The sequence below is a fragment of the Silvania hatchlandensis genome (assembly GCF_025564065.1).
In the GTDB taxonomy this organism is placed as follows: Bacteria; Pseudomonadota; Gammaproteobacteria; order Enterobacterales; family Enterobacteriaceae; genus Enterobacter; species Enterobacter hatchlandensis.
The window spans coordinates 24,243-39,318 of record NZ_JAMGZK010000031.1; the positions used below are offsets into that span (position 1 = coordinate 24,243).

Below are 15,076 nucleotides of genomic sequence, written 5' to 3' on the forward strand. Positions count from 1 at the left end.
TTTTACAATTCTCCCTTGTTTATAAACTATATTTCGCATGCCACTGTGACAAAAGTGCTTTTTATCCGCGCGTGGAGCGCTGCATGATCCCGAGCGCCGTCAGCATCAGTATAAGCCCGGTCAGCAGCGTCAGCGTCGCCATCGCCATCCCCTGTCCGACAGAACCCTGCTCAAACTGCCGCCAGATAAACACCGACACCGTCTGCGTCCCCGCCGGGGCCAGCAGCAGCGAGGTCACCAGCTCCCGCGAGGCAATGGCGAACACCATTAACATCGCCGCCAGCATCGCAGGCGAAACCAGCGGCAACACGATGAAACGCAGCGCCTGTAAAGCGGATGCGCCATGCACCCGCGCGGCGGGCTCCAGATTGCCGCCAAGCTGGCGCAGGGCGCTGCCGACGTAACGTACCGGCCACGGCAGCAGCAGACAGCAGTACGACAGCAGCAAAATGGCCCAGCTGTTATACGGCGATATCGGCCAGAATGGTCGGTTCCATAGCAGGATCAGCCCCACGCCCACCACTACACCGGGCAAGGCGGCAGGCATTAGCGACAGCGCATCCAGCAGGCCACGCCCTTTTATCTTCTGCACCACCACCAGCCAGGCGGCCAGCAGCCCGAGCACCCCGGTGATACAGGCCGCCCCCAGCGCCAACGACAGGCTGGTGCCGAGTGCGGCCAGCGCATCCCCCTGCTGGCTGAACAGCGCCGCATAGTGGTTGGCCGTTAAATTCCCGAGCGTCACCCCACCGGACAAAGTACCCAGCACCCCCGACAGCGCCATCGACGCCCCGGGCAGCACCACGGCGATCCCACCGACCAGCGCCATCACCAGCACCATCGGCCAGGTAAACACCCCGGCACTGGCACCCATATTCTCGGTTGGTTTACCGGTAATGCTGGTGACGTCGTGATTGCCGGTGAGCTTTTTCTGCAGCCACCAGGCGCTCAGGGCAATCGTTACCAGCACCACCGACAGCATTGACGCCCCGGAGAGGTCAATCGGCCAGTCGGCGAGCTTTTTCTCGATATCGGTGGTCAGCATCAGCACACCCGCACGGCTGCCCAGCGCGGCTGGCACGCCGTACTCCTCAATCGCCAGCGTGAACGAGAGCAACATCCCCGCCGCCAGCGATGGCGACAACATCGGCAACGTAACATGCCAGAACGCTCTACCCGCGCTGGCACCGTGCACCTGGGCTATCCGCGCCAGACGCTGTCCGCTGGCCAGCAGGCTGCGCGATACGGCGAAATAGATCACCGGGAAAATATTCAGCGCCATCACCAGCACAATGCCGGTCTGGCTGAACAGCAGATCGTTTAGGTTAGTACCCACTAACTGCTGTAGATAGCCGTTGGTTTGCAGCACCAGCATCCACGACAGCGCGGCAATGTACGGCGGCGTGAGAAACGGGATCAAAAACAGCAAATCCCACAGGCGCGGCAGCGGCAGGTTAAACAGCCCGCGCGCCACGCCGAGGGGAAAACCAATCAGGGCGCTGACCAGCGCCACGCCGAGCCCGACCTGTAGCGTGCCGCCGAGCATGGTCGGCAGCTGCGGTTCGGACAACAGCGACTGCACACCGCTAAACGCGCCGGAGAACTGCCCGGCGCTGAACTGCGGGAACACCGCCTGCAGCACGATAAAAACGAGGGGAAACGCCACCAGAATCACCAGTAGCGCCAGCGTCATCACAGACAAAAATCTCTGATTCACAAGCTTTCCTGAAGACGGGGTTGCCCCCGCCGTGATTATAAGGTGAAGAGTGCGTTAAACCGCTTGAGGATGTCGCTACGCTCGGAGGTACCGTCACTTTTGGTCGGCAGGATTTTCAGATCGTTCAGCAGCGGGCGTTTGGCCTGCACGTCTTCACGCGCGGGCATCAGCCAGGCATCGGCGACCATCGCCTGGCCTTCTGCGGACAAGACGTAGTCGACAAAGGCTTTGGCGTCGTCAGCGTGCTGGGTGGATTTGAGGATCATCATCGGGCGCGGGGCGATCACTGTTCCGCTGGCCGGGAAGATCACCTTCAGGGATTCGCCCTGGCTGATATTGCCGTAAGAGACATAGTCCACCGCGCCGAACACTGCCGCTTTGGCTCCCTGCATCACCGGCGTGACCGCCTGCGCATTCGGGCCGCTGACCACCATGCCGTTATTTTTCAGTTCATCGAACAGTTTCCAGGCGCTGTCGCCCATGCCGTTTTGCAGTCCGATCAGCAGATCCAGCGACGCACCGGACAAGGCCGGGTCCGGGGTGGTCACTTTGCCTTTAAAGGCGTCGGTGGTCAGATCCCGCCACTCTTTCGGCTCCGGGGTGCCGCTTTTGGTATTCCAGACGATCCCCAGCGCCGAAACGCCCTGCGCGACATAGTCGGCTGATTTCAGATCAGCCGGCACCTTCGCGGCATTGGCGCTCTGGAACGGCAGCAGCCAGCCGCGATTGTGCAGATCTTCCGCCGTATCCCAGGAAGCGGAGATCAGAATATCAGCCTGCGGATTAGCCTGCTCGGCTTCGAGGCGCGCCATCACTTTGCCGGTGGTCGCCTGGAAGATATCCACCTTAACGCCGGTTTTCTTTTCAAAGCCGCTGGCGAGATTTTTTGCCAGCGATCCCGGCCCGGCGGTGTAGACGGTCAGCGCGTGGGCGCTGGACATCATAACGGACGATAATGCCATGGCTAACAGCACTCCCTTCTTCACGGACATGGTGGTTTTCATGCGTACTCCCCTGAGGTTGAAATCAAACGATCGGCAGCGATGCTGCCAGCAGACAAATGCACAATCCGGTCGGCGAGGATTTCCGCTTCCCGGCGGTCGTGGGTGACATAAACGGCGGTGGTCCCGAGCTGGCGCAGCAATGTCGCCATCTCCTGGCACAGCGACTCGCGCAGTTCGCTATCGAGATTGGAGAGCGGCTCGTCAAACAGCAGCACCCGCGGTTCAGCCACAATGGCGCGGGCCAGCGCCACGCGCTGCTGCTGCCCGCCGGATAAGCCTGCCGGTTTGCGCCCGGCGAACTCGCTCAAGCCGACGCGCGCCAGCGCCTGCGCCACGCGGATTTCCCGCTCCTGACGCGCAACGTTGCGCATCTTCAGCGGAAACATCACATTCTGCGCCACCGTCATGTGCGGCCAGAGGGCGTAATCCTGGAACACCATGCCGATATCGCGGGCCTGAGGCGGCAGCGACCAACCGCTTTTCGCCACCAGCCGATCGGCAAAATGGATCTCGCCATCCGCAGGTTCGGTAAGCCCGGCCAGCAGGCGCAGAAGCGTGCTTTTTCCGCAGCCCGACGGACCCAGAAGCGCAACCACGCTCCCCGGCTCGATATGCAGATCGATTTGATTTAAAACAGTGTTCGCGCCAAAAGCGTACGACACGCCATTGAGCGTTATGGAGGTGAGCATCTTGTTATCCTCTTTGGGATTTGATGTCCGCCACTGTAGGTAGCTTGTGTGACGAAAACATGACGCGTTTGTTGCAGCTTGATTTCTGATGCCTTTCAGCCGTTTAATGCTCAGACGCTTACTTTGAGGAATTCCTATGAGCCACTTCCGCCCCGTCGAGTTAATGCACGCCAGCCGCCTGTTGAATCACGGCCCGACCATCCTGATCACCAGCCGCGACGATACGGTGGGCCGCCGCAACGTGATGGCCGCCGCCTGGTCAATGCCGGTGGAGTTCACGCCGCCGCGCATCGCCATTGTGGTGGATAAGAGCGCCTGGTCGCGGGAGCTAATTGAGCGCAGCGGCATGTTCGGCATCGTCATCCCTGGCGTTGCGGCCACCAACTGGACCTATGCGGTGGGCAGCGTCAGCGGGCGCGATGAGGACAAATTCAACTGCTACGGTATTCCGGCGATAGACGGCCCGCTGCTGGGGCTACCGGTGGTTGAAGAGAAGTGTCTGGCGTGGATGGAGTGCCGTCTGCTGCCCGCCACTTCGGCGGCAGAAAAGTATGACACCCTGTTTGGTGAAGTGGTCTCTGCCGCGGCAGATGAACGGGCGTTCGTTGCCGGGAGATGGCAGTTTGACGACGATAAGCGCAATACGCTGCACCATCTCGGGGCCGGTACCTTTGTCACCAGCGGAAGGCAGGTGAAAGCGCCGGGTCAGTAGCTCTTACAGGTGTCCGCCCGGAAAACGGGCACTGTCCCGCACTAAGACTGTTTTTTGACACATTGGTGAACATGTCGTGTAAGTGCCAGCGCCAGGTCGATAGATTCGGCTGTCAAAATATCTTCCAAACGGTCGTAGATTATCTGCTGAATCCTGATAGAAAGCTCAGCGATAAGGTTTGCCTGTGAATCTGGAATAACGGCTTCGTGGTGAAAGGTCGTTTATTAAAATCTATATGATCTTTTGCTAATTATCGATACTAATTACCAAACCGACTGCTTATTTTGTTAATAATTCAGCTTCGTCGGATTCAATAGGTCTTATAAGGAATGCGCATCCGGTCCAGCAGGTTGGTAAAATCCTGAACCGCGATAAACACCACCGCGCCTTTACCGAGGATAACGTTGGTGATCACCCCTACCGTCTCCCCGGTGAGGCTGTCGATCACCGGCCCACCGGACATGCCGGAGACGGCCCCTGCACCGGTAATGACCCCGTAATAGCAGCCGTCGCGCTTTAAGAACCCGTCAATCATGCCGGAGCTGGATTTAGGCAGGCTGTTGATGGCGCTGTAGCCGAACAAAACGACGTTGCGCCCTCTTCGCGCGAAGGCCAGCTTGTGCAGCGGCTTACCGGCGTTATTGCGGGCGATCACTGCCACATCGCAGAGGGGATGTTGCGCGCGGATCGACTTCAGTAGTGGGACGGCGACATGCGCCGCGGTGAGGGAGAGCGTGTCCGTTACCGGAAAAGCACTGCCCTGGATCCCGCCCACAAACCAGCTTAACGGCGCAGGCAGGCCGATATAAACCAGATCAACCTGTTTTGTGGCGGTAAAGTCGGTACTGCTGGTGCCTGACATGACTACGCACCCCAGCAGCAAAACGGGGGCCGTGAGTGCGAAGAGAGCAAAGATGAGACACTTCATGGCTTCACCTTCCAGGCCAATCGCGGAGCGCATGCCACACGAAAAAGGGCGACAGCACGCTGCTCTCGCCCTTTTGTACTTTAGCCTTTGAGGTTTACTTTGACGTTAGTTCCAATGGCTTACTTTTTCTCGCGTCCGGCGATGATCTCATCCGCCACGTTACGCGGTGCCTCCGCATAATGGTGGAACTCCATGCTATAGGTGGCCCGTCCCTGCGACATCGATCGCAGCGTGGTGGCGTAGCCGAACATCTCGGCCAGCGGGACGTCAGCGCGGATAATCTGGCTGCCGAACCGCTCATCCATACCCTGCACCAGCCCGCGGCGGGAAGAGAGATCGCCCATGATGTTCCCGGCGTACTCTTCCGGCGTTTCGACTTCGACGTGCATCATCGGCTCCAGGATCACCGGGTCTGCTTTGCGTGCCCCCTCTTTAAAGCCAAAGATCGCCGCCATGCGGAAGGCCAGCTCTGACGAGTCGACGTCGTGATACGACCCAAAGGTCAGGGTTGCTTTGACATCCACCACCGGATACCCGGCCAGCACGCCGCTGTTAATAGCTTCCCGCAGCCCTTTTTCCACCGACGGGATATACTCACGCGGCACCACGCCGCCTTTGGTGGCATCAACGAAAGCAAACCCGCTGCCCGGCTCCTGCGGCTCCAGGCTCAGGACCACATGTCCGTATTGCCCTTTCCCCCCGGACTGGCGCACAAATTTGCCTTCGATGTCGTCCACCGCTTTGCGGATGGTTTCGCGATACGTCACCTGCGGACGGCCAATATTCGCCTCGACGCCAAACTCACGCTTCATGCGGTCGACGATAATCTCAAGATGCAGTTCACCCATCCCGGAGATAATCGTCTGGCCGGACTCTTCGTCAGTATGCAGATGGAACGAGGGATCTTCCGCTGCCAGACGGTGCAACGCGATACCCATTTTTTCCTGATCGGCCTTGGTTTTTGGCTCAATCGCCAGCGAAATCACCGGGTCCGGAAACTCCATCCGCTCGAGAGTGATCACCGCGTTCGGGTCGGTCAGGGTGTCGCCGGTGGTGACATCCTTCAGCCCCACGCAGGCGGCGATATCCCCGGCCCGCAACTCGTCCACGTCATGCCGGTCGTTGGCGTGCATCAGCACAATGCGGCCGATGCGCTCTTTCTTGCCTTTCACCGGGTTGTACACCGCATCGCCTTTTTTCAGCACCCCGGAGTAGACGCGAATAAAGGTCAGCTGGCCCACGTAAGGGTCGCTCATCAGCTTGAACGCCAGCGCCGAGAACGGCTCGTCATCGCTGGGGTGACGCTCGGCGTGTTCCCCTTTTTCATCCACGCCGTCAATGGCAGGCACGTCGAGGGGCGACGGCATCAGCTCAATCACCGCATCAAGCATGCGCTGCACGCCTTTGTTTTTAAACGCGCTGCCGCACAGCATCGGCTGGATTTCGCCCGCGACGGTGCGTTTGCGTAAGCCGCTGACGATCTCGGCTTCATCCAGATCGCCCGTTTCCAGGTATTTGTCCATCAGCGCGTCGGTGGCTTCGGCCGCCGCCGAGACCATTTTTTCCCGCCATTGCTGCGCGGTATCCCGCAATTCGTCCGGGACCGGCGCATAGCTGAAGGTCATCCCTTGAGTCGCGTCATCCCAGATAATGGCGCGCATCTTGATCAAATCGACCACCCCGGTGAAGTGATCTTCTGCCCCGATGGGGATCACAATCGGTACCGGATGGGCTTTCAGCCGGTCGATCATCATCTGCACTACGCGGAAGAAATCGGCGCCCTGGCGGTCCATCTTGTTGACGAAGGCAATGCGCGGTACGCGGTATTTATTGGCCTGCCGCCAGACAGTTTCTGACTGAGGCTGTACACCGCCCACCGAGTCATAGACCATCACCGCACCGTCGAGGACGCGCATCGAGCGCTCCACTTCGATGGTGAAATCCACGTGCCCGGGAGTGTCGATGATGTTGATCCGGTGCGGCTCATAGCTGCGGTCCATGCCGGGCCAGAAGCAGCTCACCGCCGCAGAGGTAATGGTGATCCCGCGCTCTTGCTCCTGCGCCATCCAGTCAGTGGTTGCCGCGCCATCGTGGACTTCACCCAGCTTGTGGCTCATCCCGGTGTAAAACAGGATGCGCTCAGTGGTGGTCGTTTTACCGGCATCGATATGCGCGGAGATACCGATATTGCGATAACGTTCGAGGGGGATGGGTCGGGGCATGATGCGTCCTTAGTCAGTTGACATAAAATTCGCGGCCAGGATAGCCGCGTGTTGATATGTAGATTATAATAGTCCTATTGTACGAGTATATTCGAACTATTTTTTTAAGGCCTGAACTATCAATGACATTGATAAGGCTTATCACTGCACCAGGAAGAGTATGATTGCCAACCACCCCGACACTGAACAAATCACGCTGGAGAACGTTTTGCTGGCTCTCGGTAACCCGCTGCGACTGGCGATCATCGGCCAACTGGCCGACGGCAGCGAACTCAGCTGCAATGCGCTGCGCCCGCAGGAAGTCGCCAAATCGACCATGACCCACCACTGGCGCGTCCTGCGCGACAGCGGCGTGATCTGGCAGCGCCCCCAGGGGCGGGAAAATATCATTTCATTACGCCGGGAAGATTTGGATGCGCGTTTTCCTGGACTGCTGGAGACATTGCTGCGGGTGATGTGTCAGGAGGCGTGATGGCCTTGCCCTCTCCGATACGATAGGGCGAAAAATAGCGGTAACTGTCGTGACCACGCAGCATGCCTCGGGCATCCAGTGTGGTTCCGGAGAGATCCGTTGCTCATTAATCTGGATACCTTTTCGTTTCAGTGACGCAATGGCTTTTTCCAGAAATGATGAATGGTTGCCTGAGCTGCCTGGTTTTTATCTTTATTATTCAGATAGAAAACATGCCTCTGCGGCATTCAAGGCTTTTGTTGAGTACATTAAAGAGCATCGTTAATGCCCGTCATCGCCTGATGTCTGGTCCGCACGCCAACAGCCACCAGGCGCGACCTTCATTTTCGCCTTCACCCACCCTCGAGAAGCCGCATGCCACGTAGAATGCCAGCGCGTTGTCGTTGCACTTCAGGCACTTCAACTGATAGGGCTGCGTATTCCACCGTGGTAAGGACTGCAGCAGACTCTTCCCGACTCCGCGCTGGTGGTAAGCCGTCGCGATATACAGATGGTGAATGAAGTGGTCTTCCTCCAGGAGAGAGATGAAACCCACCACTTCACCCCCGGCATCTTGCGCTACCCATATCATTTCACCGACAGTCTGCTCGTCGAGATCGGTCAACTTGAGCTCTTCGACGGTCAACCACGGGAAGGTGTGGCGACGCGATGCAAGAAACAAGCGCCGCATGGCAGGCCAGTCCTGCGCAGCAGCGGGACGAACGAGTATTCCCATAACCTCTCTCCCGGGTGGATCTACACGGCTATTCATTGCGCTCCAGCATATATGTTCCCGCTCATCCCACCTATCCTTACCTCCTGAGTTTCCAACGACTGAATCCATCGGTACGCCTACTGGTAGGAGGCACCCTGATTGCCCGGGCAGGAGTAAACAAAGGCGAAAGTGACAAAAGAAAACTGATCTGAACTCAAAGCATTAGCGGATAACGCACTGCGCGTTCCGCTGGATCTGCACTTTACTAATCAACAAATGCAGTCTATCCAGCAGGGATTTATCCCGTTAGCCATGGTGCACATTGAGTTGGATGTCACTGAGAGGATGGCATTTTTCCCAGTTATAGTTGACTCTGGCTAAGGTCAATTCCCCTGTGACATCACCAAAATTAACGGTCTGGTGCCTTGAAAAAAAATCACGCAGCACGGGGGGTATGTACGTCGCGCCGTAACGCAACAGCGTGCTGTGCCAGAACGGCATCGGTATGGGCTGGCCGAGATGGCGTTGTAGCAGCTCATTTTTCCAAAGAGATGCCAAAATCTGCTCGCAGAATGCCTGGCGCATGGCAATTGCCGGGGCATCGGGGATACCCGCAAGCAATAACTGGTTGGGTAATGCCACCAGCCTTAGCTACCTGATAACAATGTGTTTTGCCTGGTACTCACGCCAGAGTTCTGTCAGTTGCGCCGTTTTAGCCGGGAGTTCCTCGTGTTCCTCAAACAGCGGTAGGGTCAGGGGCAGGAAGGTAAAATGGAAGCTATCGGCAGGAAGAATATCGGCCAGGCGATCGTCTGCCATGAGCTGGTTTAATTCCCGCATGAGGCAGGTGACGGGATACGGCATCGGCGGTTGTATACCTGCGGCAAGTGCCAGCCTGACAGGATCGTAGTAACGCGCTGTCAGGTCTGTTTTGAGCGAAAAGCGGACATTCACAGCCATCAATCTAGCTACTTAATAGCTGTGATATATGGTTAAACTTGCGGAGATTGTTCTTGGTGATTATCCTCTTTCACAGATTTAAAATTCAGTTGCTATCACTCCTGCATCTTAACGACCACTTTTCCTTTCGCATGTCCCTGAGCAAGATAGGCAAGAGCCTCCTTCGCCTCTGCAAAGGGAAACACCTTATCGATCACAGGCTTGAGTTGTTCAGCTTCTATGAGTTTGCCAATTTGGGTAAGGTGATCGCCATCAGGACGGACAAAAAGAAATGAATAGCTCAGACCCCGTTTTTTCGTAAGACGCATAATCTTGCGGCTCATCAGCCCGAAAACTAAACGCAGGAGGAAGTTTAATCTCCGCGCTTGGGCGAACGCGACATCTAACGGGCCGATGAGAGAAACAATCGTTCCCCCAGACTTAAGAATTTGGGTGGATTTTTCAATTAAATCGCCTCTTACAGTGCCGATAACAATATCGTAGCCGCTCAACACCTTTTCAAATTCTTGTTTCTTATAATCAACCACTTCGTCTGCGCCAAGACGACTCACCCACTCGACGTTGCCTGAACTCGTTGTCGTTCCCACATTTGCGCCAAGGTGCTTCGCCAGTTGGATAGCAAAACTGCCAATGCCCCCGGAACCAGCCGGGATGAAAACCTTTTGACCAGGCCGCAACTTAGCCCGCTCTGTCAGCGCTTGCCATGATGTAAGGCTCACCATCGGCAAAGAAGCAGCCTGAACGAAATCCAGATTTGAGGGTTTCATTGCTGCGGCGCTCTCAGGCACCACTGCAAATTCGGCCAGAGATCCCGTTCCCCTGTCGAAAATACTGGCAAAGATTTCGTCACCTGGAGTGAAACGCGTCACACGACGCCCCACGGCAACAACAACCCCGGACAAGTCGCTGCCCAATGTGGCGGGAAGCTTAAAATGCAAAACCGGCTTAAATATTCCGGTTGGGATCATGTTATCTATCGGGTTCAGCCCAGCCGCGTAAACTTTAACCAGGATTTCATCAGCATTAATTGCAGGATAACCGACGTCATCGAATCCTGATTCAGGGGACTTACCATAGTGTTTAAATGTAAATGCTTTCATCGTCTTAGTCTTCATTTGTTGTTTACCCAGTCGCGTTTGTCAGTGAAATTTTTCTTAGCGGATCTGTTGCTGAGTAAAAAGGCAATCCCCAGGAATAGCTCGATAAACACGGCGAAAAGGATCTGCCCGTTCACGTGTCTTTCGCGCCATTCAACGATGCCCAGCACGGCTAAAATAATAGATATCGTGCTGATACCGGCGGCCAGCGCGTAGCGGGTCAGTGAAGGCTCTGCATTTCTGGCGAATAAACACATCACCCCTATTCCTGCAAAAAATGCGGCAGAGCGACGACTCACGACTCCTGTACCGCTCGTAGATTCAATTCCCCATTGACTTAATAGCTGTTCCGTGAAAAACATCCATACCGTGGCCAGTATGAAAAAAAACACTGAGGTCAGAATAGCCAGTTGAGAAAATTTCATTTTTATTCTTTCGCATCAAGCTGAAGACTTTTGCGCACCACCTTATCCAGGAATGATGCAGGCGCGAATCTGAGAATAAAATTCAATTTTCCTGCCAGCGCTCCCGCCGTGTAGCGTACCTTCGGATGTAAAGTCTGAGCAGCTTTAACAACCACATCAGCCACAACCTCCGGACTTTCCGCTTCGGCCATTGCCTTGCTCACCACTTTCGCCAGCTTAGCCCGGATCTGGTCATACTCCTGAAGCCTGGCGTCCGGCTCGATATTATTGGCTTCAAACTGTGTTTTCATGTAAGCAGGTTCGATGACAGAAACTCTGATGCCCTGCGTGCGCAGTTCATGATCCAGTGCGCCCGAATACCCTTCCACCGCATGCTTACTGGCCGCATAAAGTGCCACATACGGCAATGGAACGATGCCGAGTATCGAACCGATATTGATGATGCGCCCGCTGCCCTGACGGCGCATATAAGGGATCACTGCCCGGCTCAACCTGACGATGCCCAAAAAGTTTGTGTCGAAAATGTGTTTGGCCTGATCGACAGAACTTTCTTCCGCCGCCGCCGGAGCGACCCCAAAGCCCGCATTGTTCACCAGAACATCGATCCGCCCCTCCAGACGAAGCAACTCCTCAATGACGGCCCCAACAGAAGCGTCGTCGGTCACATCCAGCGTCAGTAACGGAAACGGATGTTTTCCCGCCTGTGAACCACGCCGGCTCGTGCCATATACAGTAAATCCAGCGGCTAAAAGTTTACGGGCAGACGCTTCGCCGATACCCGAGGACGCACCGGTAACCAGTGCTACACGTTTTTTTGTCATGCTGAATAAAGCCTTCATGATGTGTTTAAGGTTTCTCATCGCTGATGAGACGACAGGCTGTAAGGGATTTATGTCAGATTTACCGCTGTGCAGAACAGCCGGAAGACCGTTCTGCACAGTGCACCTCATTGATTACTGTGCTTTATATCGTTCAGCGGCTTCATCTTGTTTGATATCTGAAAGCAGCGCCTGACGCGAAGCATCGAGGGAGTCCCAGCGGGCAGCATTATGTAAAGGCGGGATGGTGACCAGTTCACGGCGGTCAAAGCCCACCAGTGCGGCATCCACTAACTCGCCCACTTCCATGAATTTTGCCGAGTTACTGATGTCGATACCTGCACGGTCCCAGATTTCCGTATAAGTGCCCGCAGGGAGCACCGCCTGGATATAAATGCCTTTAGATGACAGCTCGACATTCATTCCCTGAGACAGGAAAAGCACAAAGGCTTTGGTTGCACCGTAAACCGTCATGGCAAATTCTGGGGCGAGTCCGACAATGGAACTGATGTTGACGATCGATCCTTCCCCCGCTTGCACAAAGCGTGGTGCCACGGCGCTGGCCAGTCTGGTCAGGGCGGTGACGTTAAGCGCGATAAGGCTTTCTATCGAATCAGGCGTCTGCTCTGTAAAACTGCCGGACTGCGCGATACCCGCGTTATTGATAAGAATGCCAATCCGAGTGTCTTCACGCAGACGGGCTTCGACCGCGGCTAAATCACTCGTTTGCGTGAGGTCGGCAGGCAGAACGTCGACAGAAATGCCATTTTCCTGTCGCAGACGCGCGGCCAGTGTTTCTAACTTCGCTTTGTCGCGCGCGACCAGAACCAGGTCGTGGCCCCGGCGGGCAAACCGTTCAGCGTAAACAGCACCAATACCCGTGGATGCGCCTGTGATGAGAACTGAAGCTATAGTCATAAGTTGATCTTCTTTATTAATGTGTAAACAGAATCCGCCATGTGCGATGTATGTAGGGCTTTACTTGCTGGTCTCCGTCAGCGACGGGTAATCGGTATATCCCGCTGCGCCACCGCCATAAAGGGTTTCAGGATTGAGTGAGGCCAGAGACGCGCCCGTTTTCAGCCTTTCGACAAGATCCGGGTTGGAGATGAACGGACGACCGAACGCGAACAGATCGGCTTTGCCTTGCGCAAGCTGAGCGGACGCCAGTTCCAGGTCATAGCCATTGTTGCCGATGTAGGTGTTTTTAAAACGCCGGCGCAGGGAGTCGTAATCGAACGGTGATACATCACGCGGACCGCCCGTCGCACCTTCAACCACATGGAGGTACACGATGCCCAATGCATCGAGTTGTTCAGCGAGGTAATCATATTGTGGCTGCGGATCACTGCACGCAATCGCATTAGCAGGTGAAACCGGTGAAATGCGCACGCCGGTACGATCAGCACCAATCTCCTCTTTTACGGCCGCCGTGACTTCTAACAGCAGGCGCGCACGATTTTCGACAGAGCCGCCGTATTCATCAGTACGCTGATTTGCACCATCTTTGAGGAACTGTTCCAGTAGATAACCATTAGCGCCGTGGATCTCTACGCCGTCAAATCCGGCGGCAATGGCATTGGCCGATGCCTTTCTGAAATCGTCGATAATCCCCGGTATTTCCTGCAACTCCAGCGCACGTGGCTCAGAGACGTCAGCAAATCCGTTGTTCACAAAGGTTTTAGTCTCAGCACGGATGGCAGACGGTGCGACCGGTGCAGCACCACCAGGCTGTAAATCGACATGCGAGATCCGTCCTACGTGCCATAGCTGTACAAATATGCGCCCACCTCTGGAATGAACTTCGTCAGTCACTTTGCGCCAACCTTCGATTTGAGCCTGCGTGTAGATTCCCGGCGTATCCTGATAGCCCTGCGCCTGAGCTGAGATCTGCGTGGCTTCGGTAATCAACAATCCTGCTGTGGCACGTTGGGCGTAGTAGGTCGCCGCCAGTTCGCCGGGTACCAACCCTGCTCCTGCTCGGTTACGCGTCAGTGGTGCCATTACGATATGGTTGGCAAGTGTTATTGTCCCAAGATCATAGGGTTGAAATAAGGTCTGGTTAGTCATGTTTATTCGCCTGCTAAGTGGTTGGTAGAGATACCAATATAATGATGATGATCGTAATCTATAAAGTCAACTAGTTTGATTATGATCATCATCAATGTATACTTAAACCCTACTTTTGAGAGGGGCAGGAAAGCATGAAAGTGTCGAAAGAGCAGGTTCGGGAAAACCGAATGCGCATTGTTGAAACGGCCTCAGAACTTTTTCGTGAGCGCGGTTACGACGGCGTGGGCGTCGCGGAACTGATGTCAGCGGCAGGCTTAACGCACGGTGGGTTCTACAAGCACTTTGGCTCTAAGGCTGATCTGATGGCGGAGGCAATGAGCTGCGGTTTCACGCGATCTGCCGAAAGCACGGCAGGTGTAAACCGGGAAAAATTCGTTGAATATTATCTCTCCCGACAACATCGCGATGATATGGGAAAGGGGTGTGTGATGTCGGCACTGGGCACCGATACAGCCCGTCAGTGTGAGTCAATCAAGGCGACATTTGCGGCCGGGATTGAACGTCAGCTGGCCGTTTTAGGAAATGAAAATAATGGGGAAGGCGGAACGCGTGCTGAACTCATCGACACCATTGCACATCTTGTTGGTGCCCTGGTGCTGTCCCGTGCCTGCCCTGATGATTCCGCTCTGGCAGATGAGATTCTGGATGTGTGCCGCACACGTCTTCTCAGTCAGGATGCACTTAAGGATTGAATTTGCCGGGCAACAGGGAATTTTTTCTGAGCAGTGCATATTAATAAAGTATCCACGTCCGCTTCTGGCACAGAGCGGACATTCATAACGTCTACTACCGAGGCTCAACGACTGTCAGCCCGGACAGTTAGATGCTGCTTTCAGGTCGGCATTCATCTCAGTAGAAACTGAATCAGTCGAACAACGATATACACTGTCGTTGCCACTTGTATTGCCCGGAATCCCCATCTGAGATGGCGCCATTCATGGCGCTCTCTGGCATCAGCGTTTTCAATAGCGGGGTCGGAACGTTTTCTTTTCTTTGTCCTGACTTCATCTATTACCCACAGGACTAGAATAAAGATAATGATGGTTTTCTGAAGAATGGGATTGTCCACAAAGAATGATTCCGGCCTGCTCGCTGATAGAGGCAGAATAAGTAAACAACCTTTACGTATCCACCACTAAATGTAGGGGTAAGGTGACTTTTCGTCCTGATTGGCTTTTGAGATGATCCTGTCCATAGCAGTTGCTCTGCTGCTGATGCTGAATTTGTAGTGCGAAATATCTGACCTGACCGGCAGCTCTGAGCGA

Annotated in this window: 16 protein-coding genes and 1 pseudogene; 4 read left to right on the forward strand and 13 right to left on the reverse strand. The window is 55.3% G+C overall.

Going from position 1 to position 15,076, the window contains the following annotated elements; translation table 11 throughout:
* Positions 1–61: 61 nt before the first annotated feature.
* From M8014_RS00410 to M8014_RS00420, 3 genes are read right to left on the reverse strand one after another with little or no spacing between them, the layout of a single operon-like run.
* Positions 62–1,717 carry an ABC transporter permease subunit gene (locus M8014_RS00410; RefSeq protein WP_271280615.1) on the reverse strand — a complete coding sequence of 552 codons (1,656 nt, stop codon included), beginning with the start codon at positions 1,715–1,717 and terminating at the stop codon, positions 62–64.
* 35 nt (positions 1,718–1,752) lie between these two features.
* A complete protein-coding gene (locus M8014_RS00415) occupies positions 1,753–2,721 on the reverse strand; it encodes an ABC transporter substrate-binding protein (RefSeq protein WP_271280616.1) in 969 nt (322 codons plus the stop codon).
* Positions 2,718–3,410, reverse strand: coding sequence for an ABC transporter ATP-binding protein (locus tag M8014_RS00420; RefSeq protein WP_271280617.1), 693 nt, complete (start codon positions 3,408–3,410; stop codon positions 2,718–2,720). The genes M8014_RS00415 and M8014_RS00420 overlap by 4 nt, the downstream gene beginning before the upstream one ends.
* Positions 3,411–3,546: 136 nt before the next feature.
* On the opposite strand from M8014_RS00420, the gene M8014_RS00425 reads away from it, so the two are divergent.
* Positions 3,547–4,122 carry a flavin reductase family protein gene (locus M8014_RS00425; protein ID WP_271280618.1) on the forward strand — a complete coding sequence of 192 codons (576 nt, stop codon included), beginning with the start codon at positions 3,547–3,549 and terminating at the stop codon, positions 4,120–4,122.
* A gap of 310 nt (positions 4,123–4,432) precedes the next feature.
* On the opposite strand, the gene M8014_RS00430 is transcribed toward M8014_RS00425, so the two are convergent.
* The gene (locus tag M8014_RS00430; RefSeq protein WP_271280619.1) at positions 4,433–5,050 is read right to left on the reverse strand and encodes a trypsin-like peptidase domain-containing protein; all 618 of its coding nucleotides are present in this window, start codon (positions 5,048–5,050) and stop codon (positions 4,433–4,435) included.
* Between the two features lie 119 nt (positions 5,051–5,169).
* Complete coding sequence (gene fusA / locus M8014_RS00435) at positions 5,170–7,272, reverse strand: elongation factor G (protein ID WP_271280620.1); 2,103 nt, start codon at positions 7,270–7,272, stop codon at positions 5,170–5,172.
* Positions 7,273–7,432: 160 nt separating this feature from the next.
* Between fusA and M8014_RS00440 the strand changes: the two genes are divergently transcribed.
* Positions 7,433–7,744, forward strand: coding sequence for an ArsR/SmtB family transcription factor (locus M8014_RS00440; RefSeq protein ID WP_271280621.1), 312 nt, complete (start codon positions 7,433–7,435; stop codon positions 7,742–7,744).
* Between the two features lie 49 nt (positions 7,745–7,793).
* The gene (locus M8014_RS00445) at positions 7,794–8,009 is read left to right on the forward strand and encodes a hypothetical protein (protein ID WP_271280622.1); all 216 of its coding nucleotides are present in this window, start codon (positions 7,794–7,796) and stop codon (positions 8,007–8,009) included.
* A 6-nt stretch (positions 8,010–8,015) separates the two neighbouring features.
* Here the strand turns inward: M8014_RS00445 and M8014_RS00450 are convergent, their stop codons facing one another.
* The 7 genes and pseudogenes from M8014_RS00450 to M8014_RS00480 form a co-directional block, all read right to left on the reverse strand.
* Entirely contained in the window at positions 8,016–8,459 is a 444-nt protein-coding gene (locus tag M8014_RS00450; protein ID WP_271280623.1) for a GNAT family N-acetyltransferase, read from the reverse strand.
* A gap of 285 nt (positions 8,460–8,744) precedes the next feature.
* Positions 8,745–9,350: pseudogene (locus M8014_RS00455) on the reverse strand (hypothetical protein); the annotation flags it as partial.
* Between the two features lie 143 nt (positions 9,351–9,493).
* Positions 9,494–10,513: an NADP-dependent oxidoreductase gene (locus M8014_RS00460; protein WP_271280624.1), complete on the reverse strand. Its 1,020-nt coding sequence runs from the start codon at positions 10,511–10,513 to the stop codon at positions 9,494–9,496.
* The gene (locus M8014_RS00465; RefSeq protein WP_271280625.1) at positions 10,510–10,920 is read right to left on the reverse strand and encodes a hypothetical protein; all 411 of its coding nucleotides are present in this window, start codon (positions 10,918–10,920) and stop codon (positions 10,510–10,512) included. Before M8014_RS00465 ends, M8014_RS00460 begins: the two co-directional genes overlap by 4 nt.
* Positions 10,921–10,922: 2 nt before the next feature.
* Positions 10,923–11,741, reverse strand: coding sequence for an oxidoreductase (locus M8014_RS00470; RefSeq protein ID WP_271280629.1), 819 nt, complete (start codon positions 11,739–11,741; stop codon positions 10,923–10,925).
* 132 nt (positions 11,742–11,873) lie between these two features.
* Positions 11,874–12,656: an SDR family NAD(P)-dependent oxidoreductase gene (locus tag M8014_RS00475; RefSeq protein WP_271280626.1), complete on the reverse strand. Its 783-nt coding sequence runs from the start codon at positions 12,654–12,656 to the stop codon at positions 11,874–11,876.
* Between the two features lie 60 nt (positions 12,657–12,716).
* The gene (locus tag M8014_RS00480) at positions 12,717–13,808 is read right to left on the reverse strand and encodes an alkene reductase (protein ID WP_271280627.1); all 1,092 of its coding nucleotides are present in this window, start codon (positions 13,806–13,808) and stop codon (positions 12,717–12,719) included.
* Positions 13,809–13,942: 134 nt separating this feature from the next.
* On the opposite strand from M8014_RS00480, the gene M8014_RS00485 reads away from it, so the two are divergent.
* Positions 13,943–14,503 carry a TetR/AcrR family transcriptional regulator gene (locus M8014_RS00485; RefSeq protein WP_271280628.1) on the forward strand — a complete coding sequence of 187 codons (561 nt, stop codon included), beginning with the start codon at positions 13,943–13,945 and terminating at the stop codon, positions 14,501–14,503.
* A gap of 152 nt (positions 14,504–14,655) precedes the next feature.
* Here M8014_RS00485 and M8014_RS22780 read toward each other — a convergent pair whose 3' ends face one another.
* Positions 14,656–14,880, reverse strand: coding sequence for a hypothetical protein (locus M8014_RS22780; RefSeq protein ID WP_336264569.1), 225 nt, complete (start codon positions 14,878–14,880; stop codon positions 14,656–14,658).
* Positions 14,881–15,076 lie beyond the last annotated feature (196 nt).

Coding starts and splice junctions, on each gene's coding strand:
- M8014_RS00415 (WP_271280616.1), bottom strand. CDS start 2,721: ATGAAAACCACCATGTCCGTGAAGAAGGGAGTGCTGTTAGCCATGGCA.
- M8014_RS00420 (WP_271280617.1), bottom strand. CDS start 3,410: ATGCTCACCTCCATAACGCTCAATGGCGTGTCGTACGCTTTTGGCGCG.
- M8014_RS00425 (WP_271280618.1), top strand. CDS start 3,547: ATGAGCCACTTCCGCCCCGTCGAGTTAATGCACGCCAGCCGCCTGTTG.
- M8014_RS00430 (WP_271280619.1), bottom strand. CDS start 5,050: ATGAAGTGTCTCATCTTTGCTCTCTTCGCACTCACGGCCCCCGTTTTG.
- fusA (WP_271280620.1), bottom strand. CDS start 7,272: ATGCCCCGACCCATCCCCCTCGAACGTTATCGCAATATCGGTATCTCC.
- M8014_RS00440 (WP_271280621.1), top strand. CDS start 7,433: ATGATTGCCAACCACCCCGACACTGAACAAATCACGCTGGAGAACGTT.
- M8014_RS00450 (WP_271280623.1), bottom strand. CDS start 8,459: ATGGGAATACTCGTTCGTCCCGCTGCTGCGCAGGACTGGCCTGCCATG.
- M8014_RS00460 (WP_271280624.1), bottom strand. CDS start 10,513: ATGAAGACTAAGACGATGAAAGCATTTACATTTAAACACTATGGTAAG.
- M8014_RS00465 (WP_271280625.1), bottom strand. CDS start 10,920: ATGAAATTTTCTCAACTGGCTATTCTGACCTCAGTGTTTTTTTTCATA.
- M8014_RS00470 (WP_271280629.1), bottom strand. CDS start 11,741: ATGACAAAAAAACGTGTAGCACTGGTTACCGGTGCGTCCTCGGGTATC.
- M8014_RS00475 (WP_271280626.1), bottom strand. CDS start 12,656: ATGACTATAGCTTCAGTTCTCATCACAGGCGCATCCACGGGTATTGGT.
- M8014_RS00480 (WP_271280627.1), bottom strand. CDS start 13,808: ATGACTAACCAGACCTTATTTCAACCCTATGATCTTGGGACAATAACA.
- M8014_RS00485 (WP_271280628.1), top strand. CDS start 13,943: ATGAAAGTGTCGAAAGAGCAGGTTCGGGAAAACCGAATGCGCATTGTT.